The sequence below is a fragment of the Geobacillus zalihae NBRC 101842 genome (assembly GCF_001544135.1).
Lineage (GTDB): Bacteria > Bacillota > Bacilli > Bacillales > Anoxybacillaceae > Geobacillus > Geobacillus zalihae.
Window position 1 is genome coordinate 177,255 of sequence record NZ_BCPV01000001.1, and the last position, 26,038, is coordinate 203,292.

General features: G+C 53.5%; 31 protein-coding genes. 6 read left to right on the forward strand and 25 right to left on the reverse strand.

Annotated elements, in window-relative coordinates; genetic code table 11:
* Positions 1-44: 44 nt before the first annotated feature.
* Positions 45-935, reverse strand: coding sequence for a phosphate ABC transporter substrate-binding protein PstS family protein (locus GZ1_RS00945; RefSeq protein WP_011231943.1), 891 nt, complete (start codon positions 933-935; stop codon positions 45-47).
* 299 nt (positions 936-1,234) lie between these two features.
* Here GZ1_RS00945 and yqfZ point away from each other — a divergent pair, with 299 nt between their 5' ends.
* Positions 1,235-1,549: a protein YqfZ gene (yqfZ, locus tag GZ1_RS00955; protein WP_060787700.1), complete on the forward strand. Its 315-nt coding sequence runs from the start codon at positions 1,235-1,237 to the stop codon at positions 1,547-1,549.
* Between the two features lie 82 nt (positions 1,550-1,631).
* Entirely contained in the window at positions 1,632-2,756 is a 1,125-nt protein-coding gene (ispG, locus tag GZ1_RS00960; RefSeq protein WP_021322333.1) for a flavodoxin-dependent (E)-4-hydroxy-3-methylbut-2-enyl-diphosphate synthase, read from the forward strand.
* Between the two features lie 57 nt (positions 2,757-2,813).
* Here ispG and GZ1_RS00965 read toward each other — a convergent pair whose 3' ends face one another.
* Complete coding sequence (locus tag GZ1_RS00965) at positions 2,814-3,161, reverse strand: hypothetical protein (RefSeq protein WP_011231947.1); 348 nt, start codon at positions 3,159-3,161, stop codon at positions 2,814-2,816.
* A gap of 97 nt (positions 3,162-3,258) precedes the next feature.
* Here GZ1_RS00965 and GZ1_RS00970 point away from each other — a divergent pair, with 97 nt between their 5' ends.
* Positions 3,259-3,825, forward strand: coding sequence for a hypothetical protein (locus tag GZ1_RS00970; RefSeq protein ID WP_060787701.1), 567 nt, complete (start codon positions 3,259-3,261; stop codon positions 3,823-3,825).
* Positions 3,826-3,862: 37 nt separating this feature from the next.
* Here GZ1_RS00970 and GZ1_RS00975 read toward each other — a convergent pair whose 3' ends face one another.
* From GZ1_RS00975 to GZ1_RS00990, 4 genes are all read right to left on the reverse strand, one after another.
* Positions 3,863-4,282 carry a Fur family transcriptional regulator gene (locus GZ1_RS00975; RefSeq protein ID WP_060787702.1) on the reverse strand — a complete coding sequence of 140 codons (420 nt, stop codon included), beginning with the start codon at positions 4,280-4,282 and terminating at the stop codon, positions 3,863-3,865.
* Positions 4,279-5,112, reverse strand: a complete 834-nt coding sequence (locus GZ1_RS00980) for a metal ABC transporter permease (RefSeq protein WP_060787703.1) — start codon at positions 5,110-5,112, stop codon at positions 4,279-4,281. Before GZ1_RS00980 ends, GZ1_RS00975 begins: the two co-directional genes overlap by 4 nt.
* A 25-nt stretch (positions 5,113-5,137) precedes the next feature.
* Positions 5,138-5,905, reverse strand: coding sequence for a metal ABC transporter ATP-binding protein (locus GZ1_RS00985; RefSeq protein ID WP_060787704.1), 768 nt, complete (start codon positions 5,903-5,905; stop codon positions 5,138-5,140).
* An 82-nt stretch (positions 5,906-5,987) separates the two neighbouring features.
* A complete protein-coding gene (locus GZ1_RS00990; protein ID WP_013144722.1) occupies positions 5,988-6,869 on the reverse strand; it encodes a YitT family protein in 882 nt (293 codons plus the stop codon).
* Between the two features lie 96 nt (positions 6,870-6,965).
* On the opposite strand from GZ1_RS00990, the gene GZ1_RS00995 reads away from it, so the two are divergent.
* Positions 6,966-7,226, forward strand: coding sequence for a DUF2624 domain-containing protein (locus GZ1_RS00995; protein WP_011231953.1), 261 nt, complete (start codon positions 6,966-6,968; stop codon positions 7,224-7,226).
* Between the two features lie 20 nt (positions 7,227-7,246).
* On the opposite strand, the gene GZ1_RS01000 is transcribed toward GZ1_RS00995, so the two are convergent.
* The 3 genes from GZ1_RS01000 to GZ1_RS19130 all read right to left on the reverse strand — a co-directional run bounded on the left by GZ1_RS01000 (position 7,247) and on the right by GZ1_RS19130 (position 9,742).
* Positions 7,247-8,146 carry a deoxyribonuclease IV gene (locus GZ1_RS01000; RefSeq protein WP_014196359.1) on the reverse strand — a complete coding sequence of 300 codons (900 nt, stop codon included), beginning with the start codon at positions 8,144-8,146 and terminating at the stop codon, positions 7,247-7,249.
* A gap of 41 nt (positions 8,147-8,187) precedes the next feature.
* Entirely contained in the window at positions 8,188-9,498 is a 1,311-nt protein-coding gene (locus tag GZ1_RS01005) for a DEAD/DEAH box helicase (protein ID WP_060787705.1), read from the reverse strand.
* A 73-nt stretch (positions 9,499-9,571) separates the two neighbouring features.
* Positions 9,572-9,742 (reverse strand): hypothetical protein, encoded by a 171-nt coding sequence (locus tag GZ1_RS19130; RefSeq protein WP_014196360.1) that lies wholly within the window; start codon positions 9,740-9,742, stop codon positions 9,572-9,574.
* A 153-nt stretch (positions 9,743-9,895) separates the two neighbouring features.
* Between GZ1_RS19130 and vrrA the strand changes: the two genes are divergently transcribed.
* Together vrrA and GZ1_RS01015 are read left to right on the forward strand one after the other, a co-directional pair.
* The gene (vrrA, locus tag GZ1_RS01010; RefSeq protein ID WP_060787706.1) at positions 9,896-10,426 is read left to right on the forward strand and encodes a VrrA/YqfQ family protein; all 531 of its coding nucleotides are present in this window, start codon (positions 9,896-9,898) and stop codon (positions 10,424-10,426) included.
* A gap of 121 nt (positions 10,427-10,547) precedes the next feature.
* A complete protein-coding gene (locus tag GZ1_RS01015) occupies positions 10,548-11,498 on the forward strand; it encodes a 4-hydroxy-3-methylbut-2-enyl diphosphate reductase (protein WP_011231957.1) in 951 nt (316 codons plus the stop codon).
* A gap of 81 nt (positions 11,499-11,579) precedes the next feature.
* On the opposite strand, the gene GZ1_RS01020 is transcribed toward GZ1_RS01015, so the two are convergent.
* The 16 genes from GZ1_RS01020 to GZ1_RS01090 form a co-directional block, all read right to left on the reverse strand.
* Entirely contained in the window at positions 11,580-12,701 is a 1,122-nt protein-coding gene (locus GZ1_RS01020) for a Nif3-like dinuclear metal center hexameric protein (RefSeq protein ID WP_060787707.1), read from the reverse strand.
* Positions 12,698-13,402: a tRNA (adenine(22)-N(1))-methyltransferase gene (locus GZ1_RS01025; protein ID WP_060787708.1), complete on the reverse strand. Its 705-nt coding sequence runs from the start codon at positions 13,400-13,402 to the stop codon at positions 12,698-12,700. The genes GZ1_RS01020 and GZ1_RS01025 overlap by 4 nt, the downstream gene beginning before the upstream one ends.
* A 144-nt stretch (positions 13,403-13,546) precedes the next feature.
* Positions 13,547-13,909 carry a cytochrome c550 gene (cccA, locus tag GZ1_RS01030; protein WP_011231960.1) on the reverse strand — a complete coding sequence of 121 codons (363 nt, stop codon included), beginning with the start codon at positions 13,907-13,909 and terminating at the stop codon, positions 13,547-13,549.
* A gap of 108 nt (positions 13,910-14,017) precedes the next feature.
* Positions 14,018-14,533 carry a hypothetical protein gene (locus tag GZ1_RS01035; RefSeq protein ID WP_042381086.1) on the reverse strand — a complete coding sequence of 172 codons (516 nt, stop codon included), beginning with the start codon at positions 14,531-14,533 and terminating at the stop codon, positions 14,018-14,020.
* Between the two features lie 73 nt (positions 14,534-14,606).
* Positions 14,607-15,734, reverse strand: coding sequence for an RNA polymerase sigma factor RpoD (gene rpoD, locus GZ1_RS01040; protein ID WP_011231962.1), 1,128 nt, complete (start codon positions 15,732-15,734; stop codon positions 14,607-14,609).
* 34 nt (positions 15,735-15,768) lie between these two features.
* Complete coding sequence (gene dnaG, locus GZ1_RS01045) at positions 15,769-17,565, reverse strand: DNA primase (RefSeq protein ID WP_060787709.1); 1,797 nt, start codon at positions 17,563-17,565, stop codon at positions 15,769-15,771.
* 532 nt (positions 17,566-18,097) lie between these two features.
* Complete coding sequence (locus tag GZ1_RS01050; protein WP_011231964.1) at positions 18,098-18,898, reverse strand: pyruvate, water dikinase regulatory protein; 801 nt, start codon at positions 18,896-18,898, stop codon at positions 18,098-18,100.
* A 22-nt stretch (positions 18,899-18,920) separates the two neighbouring features.
* Positions 18,921-19,544: a transcriptional regulator CcpN gene (ccpN, locus tag GZ1_RS01055; protein WP_272945229.1), complete on the reverse strand. Its 624-nt coding sequence runs from the start codon at positions 19,542-19,544 to the stop codon at positions 18,921-18,923.
* A gap of 72 nt (positions 19,545-19,616) precedes the next feature.
* On the reverse strand, positions 19,617-20,405 hold the full coding sequence (gene recO / locus GZ1_RS01060) for a DNA repair protein RecO (RefSeq protein ID WP_011231966.1): 789 nt from the start codon (positions 20,403-20,405) through the stop codon (positions 19,617-19,619).
* Between the two features lie 31 nt (positions 20,406-20,436).
* Positions 20,437-20,580, reverse strand: a complete 144-nt coding sequence (locus GZ1_RS17875; protein ID WP_011231967.1) for a YqzL family protein — start codon at positions 20,578-20,580, stop codon at positions 20,437-20,439.
* A 101-nt stretch (positions 20,581-20,681) separates the two neighbouring features.
* Positions 20,682-21,590 (reverse strand): GTPase Era, encoded by a 909-nt coding sequence (gene era / locus GZ1_RS01065; RefSeq protein ID WP_060787710.1) that lies wholly within the window; start codon positions 21,588-21,590, stop codon positions 20,682-20,684.
* Entirely contained in the window at positions 21,583-21,981 is a 399-nt protein-coding gene (locus GZ1_RS01070) for a cytidine deaminase (RefSeq protein WP_015375432.1), read from the reverse strand. Before GZ1_RS01070 ends, era begins: the two co-directional genes overlap by 8 nt.
* Positions 21,982-22,103: 122 nt before the next feature.
* Positions 22,104-22,457, reverse strand: coding sequence for a diacylglycerol kinase family protein (locus GZ1_RS01075; protein ID WP_060787711.1), 354 nt, complete (start codon positions 22,455-22,457; stop codon positions 22,104-22,106).
* Entirely contained in the window at positions 22,457-22,927 is a 471-nt protein-coding gene (ybeY, locus tag GZ1_RS01080; protein WP_011231971.1) for an rRNA maturation RNase YbeY, read from the reverse strand. Before ybeY ends, GZ1_RS01075 begins: the two co-directional genes overlap by 1 nt.
* Positions 22,924-25,026 carry an HD family phosphohydrolase gene (locus GZ1_RS01085; RefSeq protein ID WP_033004711.1) on the reverse strand — a complete coding sequence of 701 codons (2,103 nt, stop codon included), beginning with the start codon at positions 25,024-25,026 and terminating at the stop codon, positions 22,924-22,926. The genes ybeY and GZ1_RS01085 overlap by 4 nt, the downstream gene beginning before the upstream one ends.
* Before the next feature lie 49 nt (positions 25,027-25,075).
* Positions 25,076-26,038: a PhoH family protein gene (locus GZ1_RS01090; RefSeq protein WP_011231973.1), complete on the reverse strand. Its 963-nt coding sequence runs from the start codon at positions 26,036-26,038 to the stop codon at positions 25,076-25,078.

A 26,038-nucleotide genomic window follows, 5' to 3' on the forward strand; every position in this document is an offset into this window, starting at 1 on the left:
CCATTGTCAAAGGCCGGCCTAACGAGCCGGCCTTCCGCCCTTCTCTACTCCAATTCCGTCATCGGGATATACCCCATCTTTTTAACGGTCGGCGCAAATTCTTCGCTCTTGACAAAGTCGATAAACGCTCGCACTTCTTCCTTCGCTTCCCCTTTGGTAATCATGTATTCATACGACCAAAACGGGTACTTTTCCGTGCGGATGTTTTCCACCGTCGGTTCCGCGCCGTCAATTTTGACCGTTTTCAAGTTTTTCTTTTCCCCAATTAAATACGACATGGCTACATAGCTGACAGCGCCCGGCGTCGAGCTGATCGCCTGTTCGACCGCTCCGTTCGAATCTTGCACCGTACCGATGGAATCATCGATTTTTACGCCTTTCATGATCGTTTTCTCAAATGTCGCCCGCGTACCCGATGACGCCGGACGGTTGATCACGTGAATGGCTTCATCTGGTCCGCCGACTTCTTTCCAGTTTTTAATCTTTCCGCTGAAAATATCTTGAATTTGCTTCGTCGTTAAATTATCGACCTTCACATCGTCGTTGACCACAATCGCAAAGGCGATGCCGGCCACTTTATGGTCAACAAGCTCTGACGCTTTCGATTTGTCGTCCAGCTTTTCCGCCGCCGGCACATCCGAGTTGCCGATTTGCACGGCGCCGGCTGCCACTTGGTTGACGCCCGTACCGCTGCCGCCGCCTTGAACGGTGATCGATACGTCCGGATACTTTTCCATAAACGCGTTTGCCGCTTCCTCTGCCAGCGGCTGAAGCGCTGTAGATCCCGCTAGTGCAATGGTGCCGGAGTAGGTTTCTTCTTTCTTTGCCGTTCCTTCATTGCCGCCCGCGTTGTTCTTTTCAGTCTGCCCGCAGCCGGCCAAAACGCCGGTCATCAACAAGGCGGCCAATCCCAATTTGACTCGTTTGCTCCACATTCAGAAATCCCCCCGTTTTGTTTTCGTACTTTCAACGTACAAGACCATTGTAGCGAGACATTGTTAGGCCCTTATAAAGCAGTTGTTAAGTTTCTGTAAAGACAAAAAACAGGAATATGTTCAAAAAGCCGTCAAGCGAGCCTTGAAGGCAAAGAAGAACGGTGATGCCGTTTTTCAAATTGGAGACATTCTTTTGTTGAAGTGTTTTCCTCATGAACTCAACGACCTTGCTAAGGAAGACATATTTTCGCTGGACAAGCATACATATGAAATAGATATACGCATGCGGAGGAAGCGTCATGAAAAAATTCATGTTTCTCCTGCTTCTCTTTCTTTCCAGTTATATCGTTTACCGCGACCTTGTCATCGGAACGCTTCACCCTTCATCTGAAACAGCGGCAGCCGTTGTCCAGTCGAAACAGGCGGCCATCCCGTACCGGACGGTGACCATTCGCCCTGGCGATACGTTGTTGTCCATCATCGAGAAAGAACTCAACGGCCCATTGCCCGTTCCGCTCGAGCAGCTGATCCGTGATTTTGAACGGTTAAATCCAGGCGAACATGCGCAAACATTAAAAATCGGGAAAACTTATAAAGTGCCGATCTATCGCTAACCGGCGAATCGCTTGTCAAACGGCGGATGGCACTGTTACAATAATGCAGAAAGCGACTTGAATGCAAAAGGAGCGAATTCCCGTGGGTGAAATCATCCATCGTTCAAAGACTCGGCCGGTCCGCGTCGGTCCGCTGACAATCGGCGGCAACAACGAAGTCATCATTCAAAGCATGACGACGACAAAAACGCACGATGTCGAAGCGACGGTGGCGCAAATCCACCGTCTCGAGGAAGCGGGGTGCCAAATCGTCCGCGTCGCCTGCCCGGACGAGCGGGCGGCTGAGGCCATACCGGAAATCAAAAAGCGAATCAACATCCCGCTTGTCGCCGACATCCACTTTGACTATAAATTGGCGCTGAAAGCGATCGAAGGCGGCGTCGATAAAATCCGCATCAATCCAGGCAACATCGGGCGCCGCGAAAAAGTCGAAGCGGTCGTGAAAGCAGCGAAAGAGCGCGGCGTACCGATTCGCATCGGCGTCAACGCTGGATCGCTGGAAAAACGCATTTTAGAAAAATATGGATATCCAACAGCCGACGGCATGGTTGAGAGCGCCTTATATCATATCCGCATTTTAGAAGAACTTGATTTTCACGATATTATCGTTTCGTTAAAGGCGTCCGACGTACGCCTCGCCATTGAAGCGTACGAAAAAGCGGCGCGCACGTTCGACTACCCGCTCCATGTCGGCATCACCGAAGCGGGCACGCTTTTCTCCGGCACGATCAAAAGCGCGGTTGGACTCGGCGCCATTTTAAGCAAAGGCATCGGCAATACGATCCGCGTTTCGTTAAGCGCCGACCCGGTTGAAGAGGTAAAAGTGGCGCGCGAAATTTTAAAAACGTTCGGACTCGCTTCCAATGCGGCGACGCTCATTTCCTGCCCGACGTGCGGGCGGATTGAGATCGATTTGATCAGCATCGCCAATGAAATCGAAGACTATATCGCCAAAATTAAGGCGCCAATCAAAGTCGCCGTGCTCGGTTGCGCCGTCAACGGACCAGGGGAAGCACGGGAAGCCGACATCGGCATTGCCGGCGCCCGTGGCGAAGGCTTGTTGTTCCGCCACGGCAAAATCGTCCGAAAAGTACCGGAAGAGCAAATGGTGGAAGAACTGAAAAAAGAAATCGACAAGCTGGCGGAAGAATACTTTGCAAAGCAAAAGGAAAACAAAGCCGCTCTGAAAGGCAGCGCCGCCCAATGAGCGGAAGGTTCCTGCACAACGAGAAAGGGCGTCCCCGCTTGGGGACACCCTCGCTTTTTACGTATAAAACGGCATAATAAACAGGCGGACGAGAATAGCGATGACGCCGATGCCGATGGCCCACGCACCGAGCGTCTCTGCGCCGCGCCGGCGCGCGATAAACCCGACAATAATGCCGGCCGCCCCTAACAAAATCGGCCAAATAAACAAGGCGATGATGGACAGGGCCAAAGCGAGCCAGCCGAGCCCGGCGCCGTCCGCGCGTTCTTCGTCCCGTTCGTCGCCGCGGCGAATCGGTTCAGCGACTTCCGCCGCTGTTTCTTCCATAAAATTGCGTTCTGGTTCCTCTTTTCCGATCGATTGCACGTAACTTCCGTTATACGTGCGCTCGCGGTCGTCTGCCATATGCTTCCCTCGCTTTCCTAAAGTAAGAAGCATTATTAGTATGAGAAACCGGCGTTATTTTATCAGTGTGAATATTTTCTAACAGGAGGATGAAGCGGTGAAAAAACGGCTTGGCATCGACATTGACGGCACGGTGACATGTCCGAGCACGTTCATTCCGTATTTAAACGAAGCATTCGGCAAAGAGCTCGCATTACACGACATTACGCAATACAATTTGGCGCCGTTATACGGCGTGGCGGAGGAAGAAATGGACCGCTGGCTTGAGGAAAACGAAGCGGATATTTATGAGAGGGCTCCGCTTGCCCGCTATGCGCTTGAGGTGATTGACAGCTGGAAAGACAAATACGAGCTGTATTACATCAGCGCCCGCGGCCGCCATTTGTACGATCTCACCGAGCGCTGGTTCCGGCGGCACGGCGTCCATTACCACCATATTGATCTGATTGGGTCGCACGACAAAATCGCCGCCGTCCGCCAATATAAGCTGTCGGCCTTCTTTGAAGACAAGTACGATAATGCCTGCGAAATCGCCGAAACATGCGGCATTCCCGTCATTTTGTTTGACACCCCGTACAACCAAGGCCCGCTCCCCGAAAACGTCATCCGCGTCAATAACTGGCTTGAAGCAAAGCGAGAAATCGAACAGCGCCTCCAGCCATAAACAAAGGGCTGATCCAAAACGCGAATGCGTTTTGGGATCAGCCCCTCTGTTGACATTGCGGACATGTGCCGTAAATTTCAAACTTATGGTCCGTGATCTCATACCCATCGAGCTGCGCCGCAAGCCCATCCATCGGACAAGCGTCAATCTTCTTCGTTTTTCCGCACTGGATGCAAATGAAATGATGGTGGTGGCGGCGGGCGCCGCAGGCAAAACGGAAATGTTTCTCCCCGGAAAGCTCGGTCATTTCCAAAATGCCAAGCAGCGCAAAGAGCGACAAATTGCGGTACACGGTATCAACGCTCAAGCCCGGATAGAGGGGACGGAGCGCTTCAAGCACGTCTTTGGCCGTCAAGTATTTGTCGCTTTCGGCAAACAACTCAAGCATTTGTCTCCGTTTTTCCGTATATTTAAATCCTTTCTCTTTCATCAACTGCAACGCTTCGTCGATATTCATCGCTGCCGCCCCCTTTTCCATCCGAGTGCGAAAAGCAAAATGACAACCGCTGCGATGACGATCGTTCCACCCGGCGCCCAGTCTAGCTCATACGCCGCCCAGAGCCCGGCGATGACGGCCAGCTCCCCGAACAAAATCGAAAGCCCGATCACCTGTTTAAAACTTTTGGCGATGCGGATGCTCGCCGCCACCGGCAGCGTCATGAGCGACGAGATGAGGAGCACGCCGACGGTGCGCATCGATGCAGCAATGACGAGCGCAACAAGCACAATAAACAAAAAATGGATCAATGTGGTGCGAACGCCGGAGACACGGGCGTATTCCTCGTCAAAGGAAAGAAGAAACAGCTCTTTGTAAAACGTCAAAATCACGATCGCGGCAGCTGCGGCGACAGCAAACGCTGTCCAAACGTCAGCACGGCTGACGGCGCTGACGCTGCCGAATAAATACGAAAACAAATCGGTCGTAAACCCGTTGGCCATCGAAATGAAAATGACGCTCAAGCCAAGACCGGACGACAACACGATTGGAATCGCAAGCTCTTCATAATGCCGATACACAGCGCGCAGCTTTTCGATAAACAGCGCCCCGACGACGGAAAACCCCATTCCGATGTAAAGCGGGTTCCAGCTCGCGGCTGCCGGAATCGTTTTTTCAAGCAAGAGCCCGGCGGCAATGCCCGCAAGCGTCACATGACTCAATGCATCAGCGATGAGCGACAGCCGCCGAACGACAATAAAAACGCCGAGCAATGGCGCCGTAAAACCGGTCAAAACGCCGGCAACAAACGCATTGCGCAAAAATTCGTATTGCCAAATGGCTTCCCACACGTGTCATTCCTCCACCGTCACCGTTTCATTCCGCTCGTTCATGCTCGTGAGAGAGAACGTGGAGCGGATGGCCATAAAACTGCGAAATCGCCTCGTTGCCAAGATGTTCGAACTCTTCCACCTTTCCATGGAAATAGAGGCGCTTGTTCAAACAGGCGATATCGGTCACCCGGTCCGTGATCGTCCCGATGTCATGCGTCACTAAGATAAGCGTTAAGCCGCGGCGGTTCAAGTCGCCGAGCAGTTCGTAAAATTCATGCACATGGCGCGCATCCACGCCGACCGTCGGCTCGTCTAAAATGAGCAAATCCGGCTTGCTCGCCAGTGCGCGGGCGATAAATACCCGTTGTTGCTGGCCGCCGGACAGCTCCGCGATATTGCGCTTTGCCAGGCCGCTCAACCCAACGGCCGCGAGCGCCGCTTCGACCGCACGGCGGTCTTCGTGTGTCAGCGGCCGAAATAAGCCGCGTTTGGCCGCCAACCCACTCGCCGCCACTTCCTCAACCGTCGCCGGAAAGCTGCGGTTGAAGCTGTTCGCTTTTTGCGACACGAAACCGATTCGATGCCATTCGCGAAACGATTCAATCGGCTCGCCGAACAAAAAAATGCGGCCGCTGTTCGGTTTTAACAAGCCGAGCACACATTTGAGCAACGTCGATTTTCCCGAGCCGTTCGGGCCGACCAATCCTAAAAATGCCCCTTTCGGCACCGTTAAACTAACATGCTCAAGCACGTTCTCGTTTTCATAGCGGAACGACACATCCTCAATTTGCACAACAAGCCCATTTTCCATGGCGGTTCTCCCTTGCTAATTCAGAATCATTCCGATTTGCTTCACTATGCAAGTATACCCCACCATCCGCGTTTTGTAAACCTCAATGAATCGCTGATTTAAAGCGGGCGCCGCGCACTTCATGCGTCGGCATAATGGTGATGAACGCATCTGGGTCGATTTCATTGACGATCGATTTTAGTTTTGTCACTTCCAAGCGCGTGACGACTGCATAAATGATTTCCTTTTGCTCGTCCGTATATCCGCCTTTGCCGAGCAATTTCGTCGTCCCGCGGCCGAGCCGGTGCAAAATGGCGTCGGAAATTTCCTCATAATGATCGGTCACAATAAAGGCCGCCCGCGTCTCGTCAAGCCCTTCAATGACCGCATCGATCGTTTTTGAGGCGATGTAGTACGTCATCACCGAATACATGGCTGGCTCGAGGCCAAACACAAACGCCGCCCAGCCAAAAATAAAAACGTTGACAAACATGACAAACTCGCCGACCGAAAACGGGATTCTTTTCGTCATCAAAATCCCCAAAATTTCCGTCCCATCGAGCGATCCGCCATGACGGATGACCAATCCGACGCCAAGACCGAGCGACAACCCGCCAAAAACGGTGGCTAAAATCGGCTCGGTCGTCAGCGGGGAAAGATGGTGAAACAGCCGTTCGGTGACGCCGAGGATCACGACGCCTAAAATCGTTGACAGCATGAACGTTTTCCCGATTTGCTTGTAGCCGAAATACATGAACGGGGCGTTTAAGAGGATGACGAGCGTGGCGAAATTGAGCAGCCGCCATTCGTCCGGAGTCAAGTAGTCCAGAATCAGCGATATGCCAATGATGCCGCCGTCGATCATTTTGTTCGGAACGAGCAGCCGCTCGATGGCAAACGCCGCCAAAGAGGCGCCGATGGCGATCATCAACACCCGATACAACACATGGCCTAGCGGTTCTTTTTTATGCTGTTTTGGCGCCAAACTTACCACCCTTTCCCTTTTTGTTTTTTCTATTATACCATACACGCCTTTTCCATTCACGTCATATGATGGAACAGAAGCAAGGAGGCGGCTGCGATGAACATTTACCAACAGCTTGTCAAGCAAAAATTGAAAACGATCACCCCGGAAGAACTCGTTGCGTACAGCCGAGAGTACGGCTTGCCCATCACGACGAGCCAAGCGAAACAAATTCTTCATCTCGCCCGGACGAACGACATTAACGTCTTTGACCCCGAGGAGCGGAAAAAATGGGTGCGAGAGTTAGCGAAAATCACCTCGCCGGACATCGCTCGAAAAGCGAACGAGCTGTTTTTGAAATTCGTGCAAAAAAAATAAAAGGGCGCATAGCCCTTTTCTCATTCCGCTCCAGCGTTGATTTTTTCAAGCAACTGGTCATCGAACGACTGCGCCCGCAGCATGGCGATTTCGTGCTTGTATGGCGGCTTTTTGTTGTGTTTGTCTTCGCCCACGTATGGGGTTTCTAAAATTTTCGGAATATCCTCAAGCTGCGGGTGATGGACGATATAGTTGAGCGCAGCAAACCCGATATGGCCGAAACCGATGTTTTCATGGCGGTCTTTCCGGCTGCCGCGCGGGTTTTTGCTGTCGTTGATGTGCAGTACTTTCAGCCGCCCGAGACCGATGATCCGGTCAAACTCCTCAAGGACGCCGTCAAAATCGTTGACGATGTCATAGCCGGCGTCATGCGTATGGCATGTATCAAAGCAAACGGACAGCTTATCATTATAGGCGACGCCGTCGATAATGTACGCGAGCTCCTCAAACGTCCGCCCGCATTCCGACCCTTTGCCGGCCATCGTTTCTAGGGCGATTTGCACGTTCTGTTCGCGCGTCAACACTTCATTCAGTCCACGAATAATTTGGCGAAGTCCGGCTTCCACCCCTGCGCCGACGTGAGCGCCTGGATGGAGCACAAGCTGTTTGGCTCCAATGGCTTCCGTCCGCTCGATTTCCGCGCGCAAAAAGTCGACGCCTAGCGAAAACGTATCGAGATTGGTCGTATTGCCGATATTGATGATATACGGGGCGTGGACGACAATCTCTTCGATGCCGTGCGCTTGCATATGCTGGCGCCCGGCTTCGATGTTGAGCTCTTCAATCGACTTGCGCTTTGTGTTTTGCGGCGCCCCGGTGTAAATCATAAACGTGTTCGCTCCGTAGGAGGCCGCTTCCTCGCTGGCGGCCAGCAGCATTTTCTTTCCGCTCATGGAAACATGTGAACCGATTTTTAACATGTTCTTCTCTCCCTTTTCTTTGCGTTAAAGGCGGACGGCGATTATGATTTTTTGAAGCGGCCAAGCCGCTTTTTCTTCTTCTCCAGCTCCGCGCGCAACTTTTTTTTGTAGCCCGGCTTCACCTGCTTCGTTTTTTTCAGTTTGGCGAAAAGCAGCGCCAGTTCGTCATCTTTTTCGCCCGCCCGCTTGCTCCGCCGGTTCCACGGCGGCAGCTCCTTCCATTCGCCGCGCACGAGATCACGGTGGACAAACGAAATTCCTATTTTTTCCAACCGAGCAATCGCATCTTGGTCAGACGGCTCGTAAATCGTCGCCGCAATGCCGCTATAGCCAGCGCGCGCCGTCCGTCCGGCGCGGTGAATATAAAACTGCAGATCATCAGGCAACTCGTAGTTGATGACATGACTGACGCCTTCAATATCGATGCCGCGCGCCGCCAAATCGGTCGCGACGACATATTGAAACTCCAAATCGCGGATAAGATTCATCATCTTTCTCCGCTCGCGCGGCGTCAAATCGCCGTGCAGCACGCCGACTTTCAACCCTTGCTCAGCGAGACGGTCGGCGACCTCGTCAGCCATTTTCCTTGTGTTGACAAATACGATGGCCAAATACGGGTTGTAGCTGAGGAGCACATCACGGAGCAGTTTTGTTTTCTCGCGTCCACGCAGCGGGATGAGCACATGTTCGATGTTTTGGTTCGCCGTCCGCTTCGGGTCGACGTGGACAAAGGTCGGGTTTTCCATATATTTTTTCAAAAACGGCTTCAGCTTTTCCGGAATCGTCGCTGAAAAGACGAGCATTTGCAAGTCTTTCGGCATCCGGGCGGCGATTTGGTCGACATCAGTGATAAAGCCCATATCGAGCATCAAGTCAGCTTCATCGACGACAAGGATGTGGGCCGTATGCACATCAAGCGCCTGCTCGCGAATGAAATCGTTGATGCGCCCCGGCGTGCCGATGACAATATGCGGCTGCACGTTGAGCTTTTCGAGCGCTTTTTGCTTATCCGTCCCACCGATCAAGCAACGGGCGACGATCATCCGATCTTTCGGGCAAAACTTCGTAATTTTCAGCGTTTCGTGATAAATTTGCGTCGCTAACTCGCGCGTCGGTGCCGTGATGACGGCTTGCACTTCGGCGCGTTCCGGCTTGATTTTTTCAATGATCGGCAATAAGTACGCATGTGTTTTTCCCGTTCCGGTTTGCGATTGGCCGACCATGCTTTCGCCGCGCAGCGCCCCCGGAATGATGCGCTCTTGAATTTCCGTCGGTTTATAAAAACGAAGCGTCTTGATCGCTTCGATGATAAACGGCTGAAATGAAAAACGAGTGAACTGCGTTTCTGTCATCAAGCACCACTCCCTTCTATGAAATAAATGCAACTGGAAGGTTTCCCATCTCGTTGGCCCAAAAGCGTGGCGTCTATTTTTCCGACTGTCGGCGGCAAGCTTTGACGCGACGGAAGACGGAACAACCAACCGTTTCACAAATCCATGCATCGGTCTGGAAGCGGTATGGTTCGATCACCCGACAGTCGATCAAATACTGGCTGGCTCCATAAAAAAGCGTAAACGTGAACATTTTAAATGGCATATGGGCACCGCTTCGTCCGCTTCATCATTATAGCGAATCGCTGCCCCCTGCCGCAACTAAAGACGATCCTGCAACAAACCTTTCCCGCCTTGCCCGCATATTGTAGAAAGGAGGACATTCGTTCATCCGCACGACCGAAAGGAGGAAGCTGCTATGAGATACAGTCGGCCCCCGATGATGCCTTCTCCGTTTGCCGGAAGGCCGCCATCCCCGTTCGCCCGCATGCCGGCGCCGCCTTTTGGCCCCAGCGGCCCCGGCGGCTTCTTGGCCCGCTTGTTTTCGCGCGGGCAGCCGCCGGCTGCTGCATCGTCTCCGTGGGGGCTGCCGTTTTTGTCCAACGCCGCTAACACCGCCGCATCCAACACGGGCGGCGGCTTGGTTGGCATGTTAAACAACGTGCAAAAAATGCTTGGCATCGCACAAAACGTCATGCCGATGGTGCAACAGTATGGACCGCTCATCCGCAATCTTCCGGCGATGATCCGCATTTTCCGCGAGTTGAAACCGGCCGATGAAGGGGAAGGCGAAACAACGTCGGAAAGCGCACCGGCCAACGAAACGAAACAAAAGCCGGCCGCCAAGGCGCCAAAAAAACGCTCCGTTCCGCAGGCAAAGCGCGAAGAGACGCAAGAAAAAGAAGCACCGGCCGCCCCGAAGCCTTCCAAGCCGAAACTGTATATCTAGTTTCTTTCCCCGCCCTAGCGCACCCGCTGTTTAGGGCGGTTATTCTTTGTCTTCTCCCCGGTGCTCCGATATAATGGAAGGTGAACAACCGCCGCACAACCGGCGGCAGGGAGGGAATATGATGGAAGTGATTAAAATTACCCCGCGTGGGTATTGCTACGGGGTGGTCGATGCAATGGTCATCGCCCGCAACGCGGCGTTGGACCCATCTTTGCCGCGTCCGATTTACATTCTCGGCATGATCGTCCATAATAAGCACGTCACGGACGCGTTTGCCGAAGAAGGCATCATCACGCTCGATGGAGAAAATCGTTTGGAAATTTTGGAAAAAATCGACCAGGGCACCGTCATTTTCACCGCCCACGGCGTCTCACCGGAAGTAAAAAAACGAGCGCTCGAAAAGGGACTTGTCACGATTGATGCGACATGCCCCGATGTGACAAAAACGCATCGGCTCATCGAACAAAAGCTCGCCGATGGCTACGATATCATCTATATCGGCAAAAAAGGACATCCGGAACCGGAAGGAGCGGTCGGCATCAATCCGGAAAGAATCCATCTTGTGGAAACCATTGATGATGTCGAACGGCTGTCCATTCACAATGAGCGCATCATGGTGACGAACCAAACGACGATGAGCCAATGGGACGTCGCCGACATCATGGCGAAAGTGAAAGAAAAATACCCGCACGTGGAAATGCATAAAGAAATTTGCCTGGCCACCCAGCTTCGACAAGAGGCGGTCGCTGAGCAGGCGAAGGAAGCCGATGTGACGATCGTCGTCGGCGACCCGCGCAGCAACAACTCGAACCGCCTCGCCCAAGTATCGGAAGAGATCGCCGGCACGAAGGCGTATCGCGTCGCTGATGTGACGGAAATCGACATCAACTGGATTAAAGATGCGAAAAAAGTCGCTGTCACCGCCGGCGCTTCCACCCCGACGCCGATTACGAAAGAAGTGATCGACTTTTTGGAGCAGTTTGACCCGAACGACCCATCGACATGGAAGAGGGAACGGAAAGTGCCGCTGCAAAAAATCTTGCCGAAAGTGAAAACAAAGAAAGAAGAGTGACGGTTGTTTCATCCATAAAGAGAGGCTGTCTTGGACAAACGGTTGAACCGCTCATCCAGGACAGCCTTTTTCGTTGGCCGTTCATACGAACTGAAACGGATCAGTATGGACGCTGGAAGCAACCACTTCTGCCTCCCATTGACGTTTCGAGAGCTCAGTGATTAAGTATCGGGCTACGCCTTCTTTCATGATTTTTTCTACATGATGTCCCGGATCAATGATGTGAAGGCCGAGCGCCTGGGCGTCATGGGCGGTGTGGTAATACACATCCCCTGTCACGTATACGTCCGCCCCGGCCGATGCGGCGGCAGCGACAAACTTATTCCCATCCCCGCCAAGCACCGCGACCGTTTGCACGAGATCATCCAGCCGGCCAACGACGCGCACCGCCGGAACGGAAAACGCCGTTTTCACCTGCTCGGCAAAAGCGCCAAGCGTCACCGGCTGCGGCAGCCTCCCGATGCGGCCAAGCCCAAAGCGGCGCCCCTCGTTGTCAAGCGGATAAAGATCATAGGCCACTTCTTCATACGGATGAACAGCCAGCATCGCCTGAATCGCTTCCCGTTCAAGAGAGGCCGGCACGATCGTTTCGATGCGCACTTCCTCAACTTCCTCGAGCCGCCCTTGCTCGCCGATGAACGGCCGCGCCCCTTCGTGCGGCAAAAACGTGCCGACGCCGCGGCTGTTGAACGTGCAATGGCTGTAGCGGCCGATATGCCCGGCGCCGGCATCGCCTAAGGCCTTCCGCACCACCTCAGCATGCGTCACCGGCACATAAACAACGAGCTTTTTCAACGGTTCGGTATACGTCGGCACAAGCACAGCCGTATCGTTTAAGCCGAGCGCCTCGGCAAGCCAATCGTTCAGACCGCCATCGGCCACATCCAAATTCGTATGGGCGGCGTACACCGCAATGTCATGCTTGATGCACGCGGCGATCATCCGCCCGTGCCCATCATCAGTCAGCAATTGCTTCAGCGGGCGGTACAGAGGCGGGTGGTGGGCGATGATTAAATCCACTTGCTGATCGATCGCTTCGACAACGACATCTTCGAGCACATCAAGAGCGATCATCACTTTTTTGACCGGCTTGTTTAGCGTCCCGATTTGCAGACCGATCCGATCCCCTTCCATCGCCAACTGTTTCGGAGCAAGCTGCTCAAGAAGCTGAATGATTTCATAGCCGTACGGAACGCGGCTCATAACAACGCCTCCTCCACCAATTGAACTTTTCTCTCCAGTTCACGCTTTTTCCGCTCAGCCGCTTCACTTTGCCCTTTGGCCGTCAAATCAGCGATGATCCGTTTCCAAATTTCAATCTCGCGCTGCCATTTTTCGCGGAACACCTCGCTGTTTTCCCGGCGCAAAAACGGCCCAAGGAGCAGCTCCGCCTCAAGATGTCGGTACGGCCGCCGGGCGTCGCCGCGCTCGGCGACGAGTACTTCATAAATTTGCCCATCTTCTTTCAAAATGCGCTCAGCCACGAGCTCCCACCCATGATCAAGAAGCCAACGGCGAACAAGTTCCGCACCGATGTTCGGTTGCAAAATGAGCCGTTTGACACCGGCAAGCTTTTCCTTTCCGTCGCCCAAAATGCGGGCGATAAGCGCCCCACCCATGCCGGCGATCGTGATGCAGTCCGCCTCCCCCGGGGCAAGGATCGAAAGCCCATCCCCTTTGCGCACGGAAATGAGATGAGAAAGCCCGGACTTCTCGACTTGCTGCTGCGCTAGGCGGAACGGTCCGTCCGCCACCTCGCCGGCAATGGCTTTTGATGCGCAGCCGTGCAAGCAGGCATAGCAAGGCAAATACGCATGATCCGACCCGATGTCAGCAAGCACCGCCCCTTTTGGAATGAATGAGGCGACCGTTTCCAGCCGTTTCGACAGGCGAAATTCGTTCATAGCACCGCAATGGCAACCAACCTTCCGCCACCTGCAGCGCGAAGGCGGTTCGCCTTCCCCTCCTTTCCTCTCCAACACCGCGCGCCTCTATTGTACTAAACAAAACATCCCCTTGCCAAAAAGCAAAGGGATGTTCACCATCCATTATTTTAAACCGGCGAGCCATTTCGCCATGGCATCGGCTTTATCCGCCGGCACAAGCCCTGGCGGCATGTTGCCGCGCCCGTGTTGGATGACGTCTTTAATTTGGTCCATCGACAGCCGTTGCCCGACCCCTTTCAACGATGGACCGACGCCGCCTTCATAGTTTTGGCCGTGACAGCCAGAACACGTTTGTTGGTAAAACTGTTCTGGGTTGAATTCGGCCGTTTGTTCCGTTTTTTCGCCGCCTTTTTTCTCTTTGGCCATTTCCTTCGCATCGCCTAGCCCTTTAAACGACAAGACGAACGTCAGCACAATCCCGAATGCCATGATGATGAAAAACGGGATGAGCGGATTGCGGTTCATCTCTTTTACCTCCCTTATGTATAATGAAGAACGCTGCAAACAATTTTATTTTACTGTAAATAATGGACAAGGAAAAGCCCTAAGTTGCCGAAAAGGCAACAACACGCCTCAGCGCCACCAGATGGCGGCGGTTACAAGCAACACCCCGCTGACAGCGGCGAGCGAAAAGTAGCGAAGGTGAAGCAGGCGGCCGACAACAAACCAGAGAACACAGTTTCCGAGCACGACAGCTACTAGCGCACCCGTTTGCCTGGGAAAATACCGATCAACCTCAAGAATGGATGCCATAAGCAAAATCCAGGCGCTTCCGATGAGCGGAAAGTGAAGGAGCTCTCGCTTGTTCCGCCACCGCCAACAAAAGAACAAGCAGGCAGCCAAAAATAGGGCGAAAAGGAGCGTTTGCAAAACGAATGACAATTCAGTAAAATAAATGACAAGAGCAGCGGCTGGAAGCAATAAACAGAGACCAGCGGCGAGCGAGCTGCGCCACCGTCGTCCGTGCGAACGGGCGTCTCCTTCCGTGTACAACGCGAGCAAATAGTCGCAATAATGTTCCGGCAGAAGGCGCGAACGTTTCCAATATTCGATTTCTTGGATGATCGTTTCCCGTCGTTGCCGATTCATAGATAGACCACCTTTCCCATAAAGAAAGAAAAAATAGTTTACTTCCGAAGAAGTAAACTATCGAACAAAACGGTCACTCTAAAAAGTCTTTCAGCCGTTTGCTGCGGCTTGGATGGCGCAGCTTGCGCAACGCTTTGGCTTCAATTTGACGGATGCGTTCGCGCGTCACGCCGAACACTTTGCCGACTTCTTCGAGCGTCCGCGTCCGTCCGTCGTCAAGCCCGAAGCGGAGACGCAGCACATTTTCCTCGCGATCCGTCAGCGTATCAAGCACATCTTCGAGCTGCTCTTTCAACAGCTCGTAAGCAGCGTGCTCGGATGGCGATGTCGCGTCTTGGTCTTCGATGAAATCGCCAAGATGCGAGTCATCTTCCTCGCCGATCGGCGTCTCGAGCGACACCGGTTCTTGAGCGATTTTCAAAATTTCCCGCACTTTTTCCGGTGTCAAATCCATTTCCTCGGCGATTTCTTCCGGCGTTGGTTCGCGCCCGAGGTCTTGGAGCAATTGCCGTTGGACGCGGATCAGTTTATTGATCGTTTCGACCATATGAACCGGGATGCGGATCGTCCGCGCCTGATCGGCGATCGCCCTTGTGATGGCTTGGCGGATCCACCAGGTCGCGTACGTGCTGAACTTGTAGCCTTTCCGATAGTCAAACTTTTCGACCGCCTTGATCAGCCCCATGTTCCCTTCTTGAATCAAATCAAGAAAGAGCATGCCGCGGCCGACATACCGTTTGGCGATGCTGACGACGAGGCGGAGGTTCGCTTCCGTCAGCCGGCGTTTCGCTTCTTCATCGCCTTGCTCGATCCGTTTCGCCAGCTCGATTTCTTCTTCCGCCGACAACAGCGGCACGCGGCCGATCTCCTTCAAGTACATGCGCACCGGGTCATTGATTTTGACGCCGGGAGGAACGGACAAGTCATTTAAGTCGAATTCTTCCTCTTTGGCCAAGTCGTCGATGTCCGGATCGGCTTCAAGGTCGGATTCGCTGATCACTTCAATGCCCTGCTCAGCGAGGTATTCATAATACTCATCCATCTGGTCGGAGTCCAAATCAAAGCCAGACAACCGCTCAGCGATTTCCTCATAGGTGAGGATCCCCCGCTTTTTGCCGAGCTCAGCGAGTTGCTCTTTCACTTGTTCAAGCGATTCGCCGGCAGCTTCAGCCTGCTTTGATTGGGCTGGTTTTTCAGCCATTTCATTACCTCCTTTAAAAACTCATACCACCATGTTATGAAGAAGATAACATTTTTTTCATCTCAATCATCTCTTTCGCGATGCGGGCGGCCGTCAAAAAGTCTTTTCTTCGCTCCGCTTCCGTCTTTTCTTGCTCTTTTTCCTTTAGCATTAACCATTTCGGGTGATTCAACACATGCCGGATGCAATCGGCAAGCTCCCGATCGGAAACGTCGTCTGCGACCAACAAAAGCGACAGCTCGCTCGCCAGCGTCCGCAACTCGCCGGGAAGCCGAGACATGAGCGCGCTGGGGTCGGCTTCATGCCCCTCTTCGTAAAAGGCGTAAATGTAAGCAGCCAACGCCCGATGCTCTTCGATATTAAATCGGCCGCCGACCTGCTCCTGAACGATGAACGCCACATCGCGGCTCCGCATCATATGGGCAAGCAGCAACCGCTCGGCATTTTGAAAGGCCGGAAGCAATTTTTTCGTCAATGCCGGCCGGACCGGTTTTCCGCCGTCATTCACCTGCGGCTTTGGCTGTTCCGGCTTGGAGCGGGACAACTGTTCGTAAAGCGCGGAGAGCGACAACGAAAACTCATCCGCAAGCTGGCGCATATAATAATCTTTTTCCACCGGGCTCGACAGCTTGCTGATTTCTCGGAGCGCTTCCTCGATATAACGGAGCCGGTCGCCTTCTTCCTGCAAATTTTTTCCCCGCCGCAAACGATCCATTTTAAACGCCATGAGCGGCCGGGCGGCGGCGATCTCTTCGGCAAAACGGTCGGCGCCGCAAGTGCGTATATATTCATCTGGATCCAGCCCGTCCGGGAGCAACGCTACCTTCACGCGGCACCCCAACGCGCTCAATTGTTCGGCGGCGCGCCAGGCGGCTTCCGTTCCGGCGCTGTCGCCGTCATAGCAAATCGTGACCGTTTCCGCATGGCGGCGCAAAATGCGTGCCTGCTCCTCGGTCAGCGACGTTCCCATCGTTGCCACCACATAGTCAACGCCGGCCTGCACGGCAGAGATGACATCGGCAAACCCTTCAACGAGCAGCGCCTCTTGACGCTTGCGGATTGACACGCGCGCCTCGTGAAAAAAATACAAAAGCGTGCCTTTGCGGAAAATCGGCGTTTCTGGGCTGTTCATGTACTTTGGTTGCCCGTCGCCGAGCAGACGGCCGGAAAAACCAACCGTCTCGCCGCGATGATCATGGATCGGAAACATAATCCGATTCCGGAAGCGGTCGACGTATCGCCCGTCTTCTTTTTTCACCAACAAGCCCGCCTTTTCCATCAACACCAACGGAAACGAACGGCTCTCCAGCAACCTGACGGCGGCATCAGGAACATCCGGCGCATAGCCGATTTCAAATCGGTCGATCGTTTCTTTTGTCCACCCGCGCACCTGCAAATAATCGAGCGCGGCTTGTCCTTCTTTTGTATGGACAAGCAAATGATGGTAAAATCGTTTCAACAACGTGTGTGCTTCGACCATCGCCTTCGCCTCGTCGGCCCGGCTGCCATCACTCCCGCGGCTGTCCAGCTCATAGGCGGACAAGTCGATCCCTGCTTTGGCCGCAAGACGTTTCGCCGCTTCCACAAACGGAATGCCTTCGATATCCATTAAAAACGTAAAGGCATTCCCCCCTGCCCCGCAGCCGAAGCAGTGGAAAATTTGCTTTTCTGGGGAAACGGAAAACGATGGCGTCTTTTCTCCATGAAACGGGCATAAGCCAAAATAGTTGCGGCCTTGCTTTTTCAACTGGACGTATTCGCCAATGACGTCAACGATGTCAACGCCGCGGCGGATGGCTTCAATCGTTTCCTCGGGAATGCGATGTCCCATACGAACAACCCCGTATCGTATTTATTCTCGGCAGCAAGCCGATTTTCCTTTCCATTTCGACAAATTTTTTCAAAACGTTCGTTTCGCCCCCTTGCCCGTAAAGTCGGCTGGCTTGATCATCCGCTTCCCGCCCCTCAGCCCGCCGTCTGGACAAAGATTCATCAGAGCGGTGCATCTCGAAGATGCGCTTCGGTATATTATATTTCAGCAAGAAAAAGAAAATTTCACTTTTTTCTTGATGATCTTATGCAGCAGATGACCGCGCTCTCAAAGCAAGGGTTGCTTTACACCCCCTATTATTCTACACCATCGCAAAAAAATCCTGCTTTTTTGCCGAATGATTGACAACTTTGTCGAAAATCTTTTTTTCGTTCTTCTTGACAAGCGGCTATAAATAGTTTACTCGTCTCATGGCCGCTCTAAACCTATATAGGTCATTTTTCTCGCAATTTTTTATTATAATATAAATCGCGGCAATATGCCATAAGAAAACGCACGACTCCAATCAAGAAATCGTGCGGATGAGGCGAAGCTAGCGCTTCAACTTTTTCATAATGATGCTCGCCGTCTCTTCGACCGCCTTGTTCGTCACATCGATGACGTCGCAGCCGATTTTTTTCACGACTTCATCAAAATAAGCGAGCTCCTCTTTGATTCGATCCATATTGGCGTAAATCGCCTGGTCGTTCAGGCCGAGCGATTTCAGCCGCTCGCGGCGGATCGAAAGCAGTTTATCCGGACTGATTTTCAAGCCGAAGCATTTCCCCGGACCGACTCGAAACAGCTGCTCCGGCGGCTCGACCTCTGGAACGATCGGCACATTCGCCACTTTCAGCCGCTTATGCGCCAAATATTGCGACAGCGGTGTTTTCGATGTGCGCGATACGCCGATGAGCACGATATCGGCGCGCAAAATGCCGCGCGGGTCGCGCCCGTCATCGTATTTGACGGCAAATTCGATCGCTTCAATCTTTTTGAAGTAATCTTCGTCAAGTACGCGCACTTGACCCGGCTCATATCTTGGCGTCAGCTGGAACAAATGGCTCATCTTTTCAATGAGCGGACCGATGATATCGTATGCGACGACCCCTTCGCGCGCCGCTTCGGCGAGCAAGAATTCCCGCATCTCCGGAACGACGAGCGTAAACGCGATAATGGCGCGGTTCATTTTCGCTAAAGCGACGACTTCAGCCAATGTCGTTTTATCTTCCACATACGGGACGCGTTTCACTTGAATCGGCGAGGCGTGAAACTGGCTGGCCGCCGCTTTGACGACAAGCTCGGCCGTTTCCCCGCCGGAATCGGATACGACGTAAACAAGGCGCTGGTTCATTCTTCTCCTCCTTTGTTTGGATTTAGTCCTCTTTGGCTAGCGACACGAATGCTTTCGTTATATTCGTTTTCGTAATACGGCCGATCACTTCATATCCTTTCTCCGTTTTGCGCACGACCGGCATGGCATCGATCTGTTTTTCAATCAGCTGTTCAGCCACGTCAATGAGCGGGTCGTCCTTGTAGCAAACGGCGATGTTCGGCATCCGCGTCATAATAATATTGACCGGGATCGCCGTCAGTTCCTGCTTGCCAAGGCTTGCGCGCAACAAATCTTTGCGCGACAAAACGCCCGCAAGCAACGACTCGTCATCGACGACAAACAGCGTGCCGACGTCCTCTAGAAACATTGTGACGATCGCATCATAGACGCTCACATTCTCATTGACGACAACCGGAATCGATTGGTAATCCTCGACTTTCATCTTTTTCATTTTATCGGCGAACAGCTGCTTGCCGGTTTTTCCCGTATAGAAATAGCCGACGCGCGGCCGTGCTTCCAAGTAGCCAGCCATCGTCAAGATGGCCAAATCCGGCCGCAGCGTCGCCCTCGTTAAGTTCAGTTTCTCAGCGATGCTTTCTCCGGTGATCGGCCCGTAGTCTTTCACAATTTGCAAAATCTGCTCTTGGCGTTTATTTAGTTCGATCGTCGTTCACCACCTTGCCAAAAAAGGTCCCACACGCTATCACTCTCATTTATATTATACTACACGCCCCATTCACAATGAAAATGATGCTCCTTGCCCTCCGTCGGGGCTGAGCTTGTCTTTCAGTTCACCGATTTGCTGCAAAAAACGCTTCGTCTTCAGCGACAGGCCGGCATATTCATCATAATAGGCGGACAATACGGCGCCCAGCTCCATCTTTGTGCTTTCTTTCACCGATATGGATCCAAGCCGAGCAAGATCGATATGAAAAAAGAGGCGCAACAGCCGGACGGAAGCCGAAGAGAGCGGGAACCGATGGGGATCGGACGCCTCGCAGCGATGGCAAAGGAAGCCCGCCTCCTTGACGGAAAACGAGAAGCGCCCCTCCGTCGCCCCGCAGCGGGCACAACGGTCCAGCACCGGCGGAATGCCAAGCACTGCAAGCATTTTCATTTCGTAAATGAACGTCAAAATCTCTAAATCGCGGCCTTCGCTCATATATTGTAGTGTCTGCAAAAGAAGCTCAAACAAGTACGGATTGCGCTTTTGCTCTTCCGTGCTTTTGTCGGTGAGCTCTACAATATACACCGCATAGGCGGCGGCAAACAAATCTTCGCGCAGCGCCCGCATCGAGTCGATGAGCTCTCCCTGGTGAAGAACGCCGACGCCGCGGCTGCGGCGGATGACATAATGGCCATATGAGAGCGGCTGCGTAACAGCAGAAAGGCGGCTGCTTGGCTTTTTCGCTCCCCTTGCCATCGCAGCCACCTTTCCCCATTCTCGGGTAAACAATGTGACAATTTTATTTGTTTCGCCATAATCGACCGTCCGCATGACGATCGCTTCACACGTTTCGAACATCCCATCACCACCGCTTCTACCAACAACGATGCTACGAGATCGGCTGGTCGATTTCTTTCTGTTCAGCGTTTTGCTCTTCACCGCCAAACTGTTGCTCTCGTTCCAACTCTTTAAATAGGAGGTACGTGTCGATATTGCCTGTTTGGCTAAACAACTTCCACGTAAACTCAAGCATGGAATGACACCTCTTTCCGCCTGCAGGCATTGCGTATTGGTGGTTTACCTATAGGTTGGCTCAGGCAAAAACGGTTTATGTCGCGTAAAATTTTCTAACCGTCAATACTCGTCTTCACGGAACCCGAAATCACGCAGCTGCGCCATACGGTTGCGCCAGTCTTTTTGCACTTTAACCCACAGTTCCAAAAACACTCTTGACCCAAGCAGCGCTTCGATGTCAGCGCGCGCCCGCTGTCCGATTTCCTTCAGCATCCGGCCTTGCTTGCCGATGATGATTCCTTTTTGCGAATCGCGCTCCACAACGATCACCGCGCTAATGTACACCGTTGGCGACCCTTCTCGCCGCTCGATGCGTTCGACGACGACAGCAATCGAGTGCGGAACTTCCTCGCGCGTTAAGTGAAGCGCTTTCTCGCGAATGAGCTCGGCGATGATAAACTGCTCCGGATGGTCAGTAATCTGGTCCGGCGGATAATATTGCGGCCCTTCCGGCAGCCGCTCTTTAATTTGCTCAAGCAGGCGGTCGACATTGTTCCCTTCAAGCGCCGAAATCGGCACGATTTCAGCAAACGGGTACAAATCTTTGTATCGGTCAATGAGCGGCAGCAATTCATCCGGATGGACGCGGTCGATCTTATTGATGACTAAAAACACCGGGGTGTCCACTTCTTTCAGCCGTTCGATGATGAACGCCTCACCGCGCCCAAATCCTTCCTCGGCATTGACCATAAACAAAATCAAATCCACTTCGCGAAGCGCATTGAGCGCCACTTTCATCATAAAGTCGCCGAGCTTATGCTTCGGTTTGTGCACCCCAGGCGTGTCGATAAAGATGATTTGCGCGTCATCGTCCGTGTACACGCCTTGAATCTTATTGCGCGTCGTTTGCGGTTTATCGCTCATAATCGCGATTTTTTGCCCGATGACGCGGTTTAAAAACGTCGACTTTCCTACGTTTGGTCTTCCGATAATGGCAACAAATCCTGATTTGTATCCTTCTTTACGCATGCAAATCCTCCGCTGAAAAAGCTTCTGGCAGCAATTCGCTGACTGTCATGACTTTCACATCGCCTTTGAGGTTGGCTAAAATGACTTTCATATCGCCGTGGCAAAGTTCGGCGATCACTTGGCGGCATGCGCCGCACGGCGGCACCGGGCGGGGAGTGTCGGCGATGACCGCAAGAGCCGTAAACTCCTTCTCCCCTTCCGAATATGCCTTAAACAACGCGGTCCGCTCCGCACAATTGCACACGCTGTAGGCGGCGTTTTCAATGTTGCAGCCGCGGTACACACTGCCGCCTTTCGTCAACAGCGCGGCGCCGACTGGAAACTTCGAGTACGGCACGTAGGCGAGTTCGCGCGCTTTTTTCGCTTCGGCAATGAGCTGCTCCATCTCCACGAGTGACTCTTCCTTTCCTGCAAGCAAACGCTGCTTTCTTTTATTTTACAAAAAAACGCCATCCATTTCATCATTTGAAATCAAAATGTAACAGAAAAATTAGAATTTTCTCTCTCATTCGTTTAGCGAAGATGCGGCCAAAACAGCAAAATGCCGATCACAACCGCAAATCCGGCCGCCGAGAGCACCGCCGCGGCAGCGATGTCTTTCGCCGCTTTCGCCAACGGATGAAACTCACCCGTCGCCAAATCGACGGCGCGCTCAATAGCCGTGTTGACGAGCTCAAGCGCAATGACCGCGCCGACTGTCATGAGCAGCACGATCCACTCCCAGCGCGACAGCCCAACGACCCACCCGGCGGCAAAGGCGACAACAGCGGCCGCCAAGTGGAAGCGCAAATGAGCTTCCTCTTTCACCGCCGCCTTCATTCCCGCCCACGCCCAAGCAAACCGGTCTCGCTCTCGTTTGCCGCGCATTATCTTGTCAACCCGAACCTCGCCAAGATGTCTTCCTGCTTGGCGAACATGACGCGCTCTTCCTCTTCTGTCCCATGATCGTAACCAAGCAGGTGCAAGAAACCGTGCACAGCCAAAAACCCGAGCTCGCGCATGAACGAATGCCCATAGGCCGCCGCCTGCTCTTTCGCCTTCGGAATCGAAATGACGATATCGCCGAGCACCGGCGGCATATCAGCGCCGACGATGTGAACCTCTTCTTCCCCTTCCTCCTCAAGAGCAAACGAAAGCACATCGGTCGGCGCATCTTTGCCGCGATAGTCACGATTCATCGCGCGGATGCGTTCGTTGTCCACAAATGTGACGCTCACCTCCGCCCCGTCCGGCACGTTTTCAAGGGCCGCCGCCTCAGCGAGCAGCCGCTCGATCGTCTCGATTTGCTCAGCGGTCACCTCGTTCGTTTCATCTAGAAAATCAATGTGAATGGTCATGCATGCTTCACCTTTTCCTTTCGTACTTCTGGGTATTCGATGCGCGAATGGAAGACGCCGTTTAACGTCTCGCAAAGCGAACGGGCGACGAGTTCCAACTCCTTCAGCGTAATGTCGCACTCGTTCAGCTGGTTGTCCTGCAAGCGATCAGCGATGATCGACCGGACGATCTTCTCGATTTTTTCCTGCGACGGGTTGGATAGCGAGCGAACAGCCGCTTCGACGCTGTCGGCGATGTTGATGACCGCCGCTTCTTTCGTCTGCGGCTTCGGCCCGGGATAACGAAACTCCGCTTCCGAGACAAACTCGGTTTGCTCGCGCGCCTTATGATAAAAATACTTCAGCAGCGTCGTGCCGTGGTGCTGTTCGGCGATGTCGATGATCTCCTTCGGCAGCCGGTGCTTGCGCAGCAAAGCGACGCCGTCGGCGACATGGGCGATAATAATATTTTTGCTCAACTGCGGCGACAAATGGTCATGCGGATTGCCGCCTATTTGATTTTCGATGAAATAGCGCGGCCGCTTCGTCTTGCCGATGTCATGGTAGTAGCAGGCGACGCGCGCCAGCAAGCCGTCGGCGCCGATCGCCTCGCACGCCGCTTCGGCCAAATTGGCGACCATAATGCTATGATGGTACGTCCCCGGCGCTTCAGTGAGCAACTTGCGCAAGAGCGGATGGTTCGGATTGGACAGTTCAATGAGCCGAAGCGGCGACAGAATGCCAAACGCCGCCTCCAACACCGGCAAGAGACCGATCGTCAAAATGGCAGAAAAAACCCCTGAGGCCGCCGCCATCAGCACCAACAAGCCGATTTCCGTCGGCGAATAGCGGCCGTTTTTTAACAGCAACAGCGAAAAAAGCGAAACGATATTGACCGCGGCGACAAACACGCCGGCCCGCCAAATGTTCGCTTTCGCCAGCTCCTTTGGCAGACAAAACGTCCCGGCCAAGCCGCCGGCAAGAAAGTAAACAATCAACGACACCGACACCGCGCCGGCCGTTCCAATTTCCTCATTGAACAGCAAACTGCCGCACACTGCTCCGATGATGGTCGTCATCATCGCGAGCCGCTCTCCGAGCAAAATGCGGACGAGCATCGGCCCGAACGCCGCCGGCACAAGGTAACCGATGGAAACAGCGCCGCTAGATGGAAGAAGGCGAATGAGCGCCATTGTCGTCATCATCAACGCAAAAATGGCTGTATAAAGCGACAGCTTTTCATTCGTCGTTTCCGTCCGAAAATAGGAAATGAGCGGAGCAAGCAGCAACAAAACGAACACCAAAAGCCCAGCGGCGGTCCAAGACGGACGCCCGCTCTCAAGCAAGCCGACCAGCTCAAGCCGGCGGTAAACATCATTCGTGATAAACTGTCCTTCCTCGACGATCACTTGCCCTTGCAAAATTTTCACCGGCTTCACTTCATCCATCGCCTGCCGCCGTTTTTCTTCCGTCGCCGCCCGATCGTAGACGACGTTCGGAATGACCGCCTGTCGGCAAAGCTTCGCGACCGCCTCGCGAAGCGGCGGCGACAGCGCAGCGTATTCAAGCTCTTTGGCCGCTTCCGCCCGCGCCGTGTCAAGTTCCGCTTGGGAAATGCGCTCGCTCATGACGGCATGCACCGCGGTCAAGGCGGCTTCCTTCGCCGTCTTGAGCTCCTCCGGCGAGGCGGCAAGCAACCGTTGCCATTCAGCGGCAGACAGATAGGCAAGCCATTCCGGCGGCAGCCGTTCCTCAAGTTTGGCGATCATATCGCCGAGCGAGCGGTCCGGCTCCGCCTCGCGCTGCACGCTCTCAATTGCAGCAAACAGCGAGGAAAGAAGGTCGACCCGGTTTTCGGCATATTCTTTTTTTAACGTATAGACATCCGCTACTTTCGCCGCCGCCTCTTCTTTCAGCTTGGCGGTCGCCTCTTTGTCCTCGACCGTCACCGGCGAACGGATCGTTTCCTTCGCGACGTCAAACAGGCGCAGCTCATACTGGCGCGGCTTCACTTGCCCATACAAAACGGCAAACAACAGAACAGCCAAAAGCAAAAACAGCCAAAAGCGGACAAAGCGGACTGTTTTTGTCCGCTCAAGAAAAAAACGAAACCTTCCCACCGGTTTTCCCCTCGCTTTGCAAGAAAAGACCGATCCCGTCGCTCTCGTTCTATAAGCCCGCCTCATCATAGGCGTCAATAATTTTCGCGACGAGCGGATGGCGAACGACATCCGACTGTTCCAAAAACACAAAGGCGATGCCGCCAATGGAGGCCAAAATGCGCTTGGCGACCGAAAGCCCCGATTCGACGCCCTTCGGCAAGTCGACTTGGGAAATATCGCCGGTAATGACCATCTTCGAGCCGAAGCCGAGCCGGGTCAAAAACATTTTCATTTGCGCTGGCGTCGTATTTTGCGCCTCGTCAAGAATGACGAACGCATCCTCCAGCGTCCGGCCGCGCATATAGGCGAGTGGGGCGATTTCAATCGTGCCGCGCTCGATCAACCGCTGCGTATACTCCGCTCCCAACACATCGTTTAAGGCATCATACAGCGGGCGCAAATACGGGTCAACCTTCTCTTTTAAGTCGCCTGGCAAAAAGCCGAGGCTTTCTCCAGCCTCAACGGCCGGACGAGTCAAAATGATGCGCTTGACGCTGCCGTTTTTTAACGCCTTGACCGCCATGACGACCGCCAAATACGTTTTTCCGGTGCCGGCTGGGCCGATGCCGAACGTCAAGTCATACTGTTCAATTGCTGCAACATAATAGCGCTGGCCCAACGTTTTGACGCGGATCGGCTTCCCTTTGGCGTTTTTTGTAATCTCCTCGTCATACAGCTGAACAAGGCCGTCAAGCGCTCCTTTTTTTGCAAGCTGAATGGCGTAAAGAACGTCGCGCTCGCTGACCGCCGCCCCTTTGCGAATGACGATCAATAAATGGCGAAGCAATTCATCAACGAGCTGAACTTGCTGCGGCGTGCCGGAGACGTTGACCGTTTCCCCGCGCGTCACAATCGACACGCCGAGCTCTTCCTCGATCCGCTTCAAATGGATGTCATGGACGCCAAAGAGCGCCGCCGCTTCCTGCGGGTTTCGCACATGTTGGCTGATCGTAACGAACTGCTCTGACAT

Coding starts and splice junctions, on each gene's coding strand:
- GZ1_RS00945 (WP_011231943.1), bottom strand. CDS start 935: ATGTGGAGCAAACGAGTCAAATTGGGATTGGCCGCCTTGTTGATGACC.
- yqfZ (WP_060787700.1), top strand. CDS start 1,235: ATGAAAAAATTCATGTTTCTCCTGCTTCTCTTTCTTTCCAGTTATATC.
- GZ1_RS00965 (WP_011231947.1), bottom strand. CDS start 3,161: ATGGCAGACGACCGCGAGCGCACGTATAACGGAAGTTACGTGCAATCG.
- GZ1_RS00975 (WP_060787702.1), bottom strand. CDS start 4,282: ATGAATATCGACGAAGCGTTGCAGTTGATGAAAGAGAAAGGATTTAAA.
- GZ1_RS00985 (WP_060787704.1), bottom strand. CDS start 5,905: ATGGAAAATGGGCTTGTTGTGCAAATTGAGGATGTGTCGTTCCGCTAT.
- GZ1_RS00995 (WP_011231953.1), top strand. CDS start 6,966: ATGAACATTTACCAACAGCTTGTCAAGCAAAAATTGAAAACGATCACC.
- GZ1_RS01000 (WP_014196359.1), bottom strand. CDS start 8,146: ATGTTAAAAATCGGTTCACATGTTTCCATGAGCGGAAAGAAAATGCTG.
- GZ1_RS01005 (WP_060787705.1), bottom strand. CDS start 9,498: ATGACAGAAACGCAGTTCACTCGTTTTTCATTTCAGCCGTTTATCATC.
- GZ1_RS19130 (WP_014196360.1), bottom strand. CDS start 9,742: ATGCCATTTAAAATGTTCACGTTTACGCTTTTTTATGGAGCCAGCCAG.
- vrrA (WP_060787706.1), top strand. CDS start 9,896: ATGAGATACAGTCGGCCCCCGATGATGCCTTCTCCGTTTGCCGGAAGG.
- GZ1_RS01015 (WP_011231957.1), top strand. CDS start 10,548: ATGGAAGTGATTAAAATTACCCCGCGTGGGTATTGCTACGGGGTGGTC.
- GZ1_RS01020 (WP_060787707.1), bottom strand. CDS start 12,701: ATGAGCCGCGTTCCGTACGGCTATGAAATCATTCAGCTTCTTGAGCAG.
- GZ1_RS01025 (WP_060787708.1), bottom strand. CDS start 13,402: ATGAACGAATTTCGCCTGTCGAAACGGCTGGAAACGGTCGCCTCATTC.
- cccA (WP_011231960.1), bottom strand. CDS start 13,909: ATGAACCGCAATCCGCTCATCCCGTTTTTCATCATCATGGCATTCGGG.
- GZ1_RS01035 (WP_042381086.1), bottom strand. CDS start 14,533: ATGAATCGGCAACGACGGGAAACGATCATCCAAGAAATCGAATATTGG.
- rpoD (WP_011231962.1), bottom strand. CDS start 15,734: ATGGCTGAAAAACCAGCCCAATCAAAGCAGGCTGAAGCTGCCGGCGAA.
- dnaG (WP_060787709.1), bottom strand. CDS start 17,565: ATGGGACATCGCATTCCCGAGGAAACGATTGAAGCCATCCGCCGCGGC.
- GZ1_RS01050 (WP_011231964.1), bottom strand. CDS start 18,898: ATGAACCAGCGCCTTGTTTACGTCGTATCCGATTCCGGCGGGGAAACG.
- recO (WP_011231966.1), bottom strand. CDS start 20,405: ATGTTCGAAACGTGTGAAGCGATCGTCATGCGGACGGTCGATTATGGC.
- GZ1_RS17875 (WP_011231967.1), bottom strand. CDS start 20,580: ATGCTTGAGTTTACGTGGAAGTTGTTTAGCCAAACAGGCAATATCGAC.
- era (WP_060787710.1), bottom strand. CDS start 21,590: ATGCGTAAAGAAGGATACAAATCAGGATTTGTTGCCATTATCGGAAGA.
- GZ1_RS01075 (WP_060787711.1), bottom strand. CDS start 22,457: ATGCGCGGCAAACGAGAGCGAGACCGGTTTGCTTGGGCGTGGGCGGGA.
- ybeY (WP_011231971.1), bottom strand. CDS start 22,927: ATGACCATTCACATTGATTTTCTAGATGAAACGAACGAGGTGACCGCT.
- GZ1_RS01090 (WP_011231973.1), bottom strand. CDS start 26,038: ATGTCAGAGCAGTTCGTTACGATCAGCCAACATGTGCGAAACCCGCAG.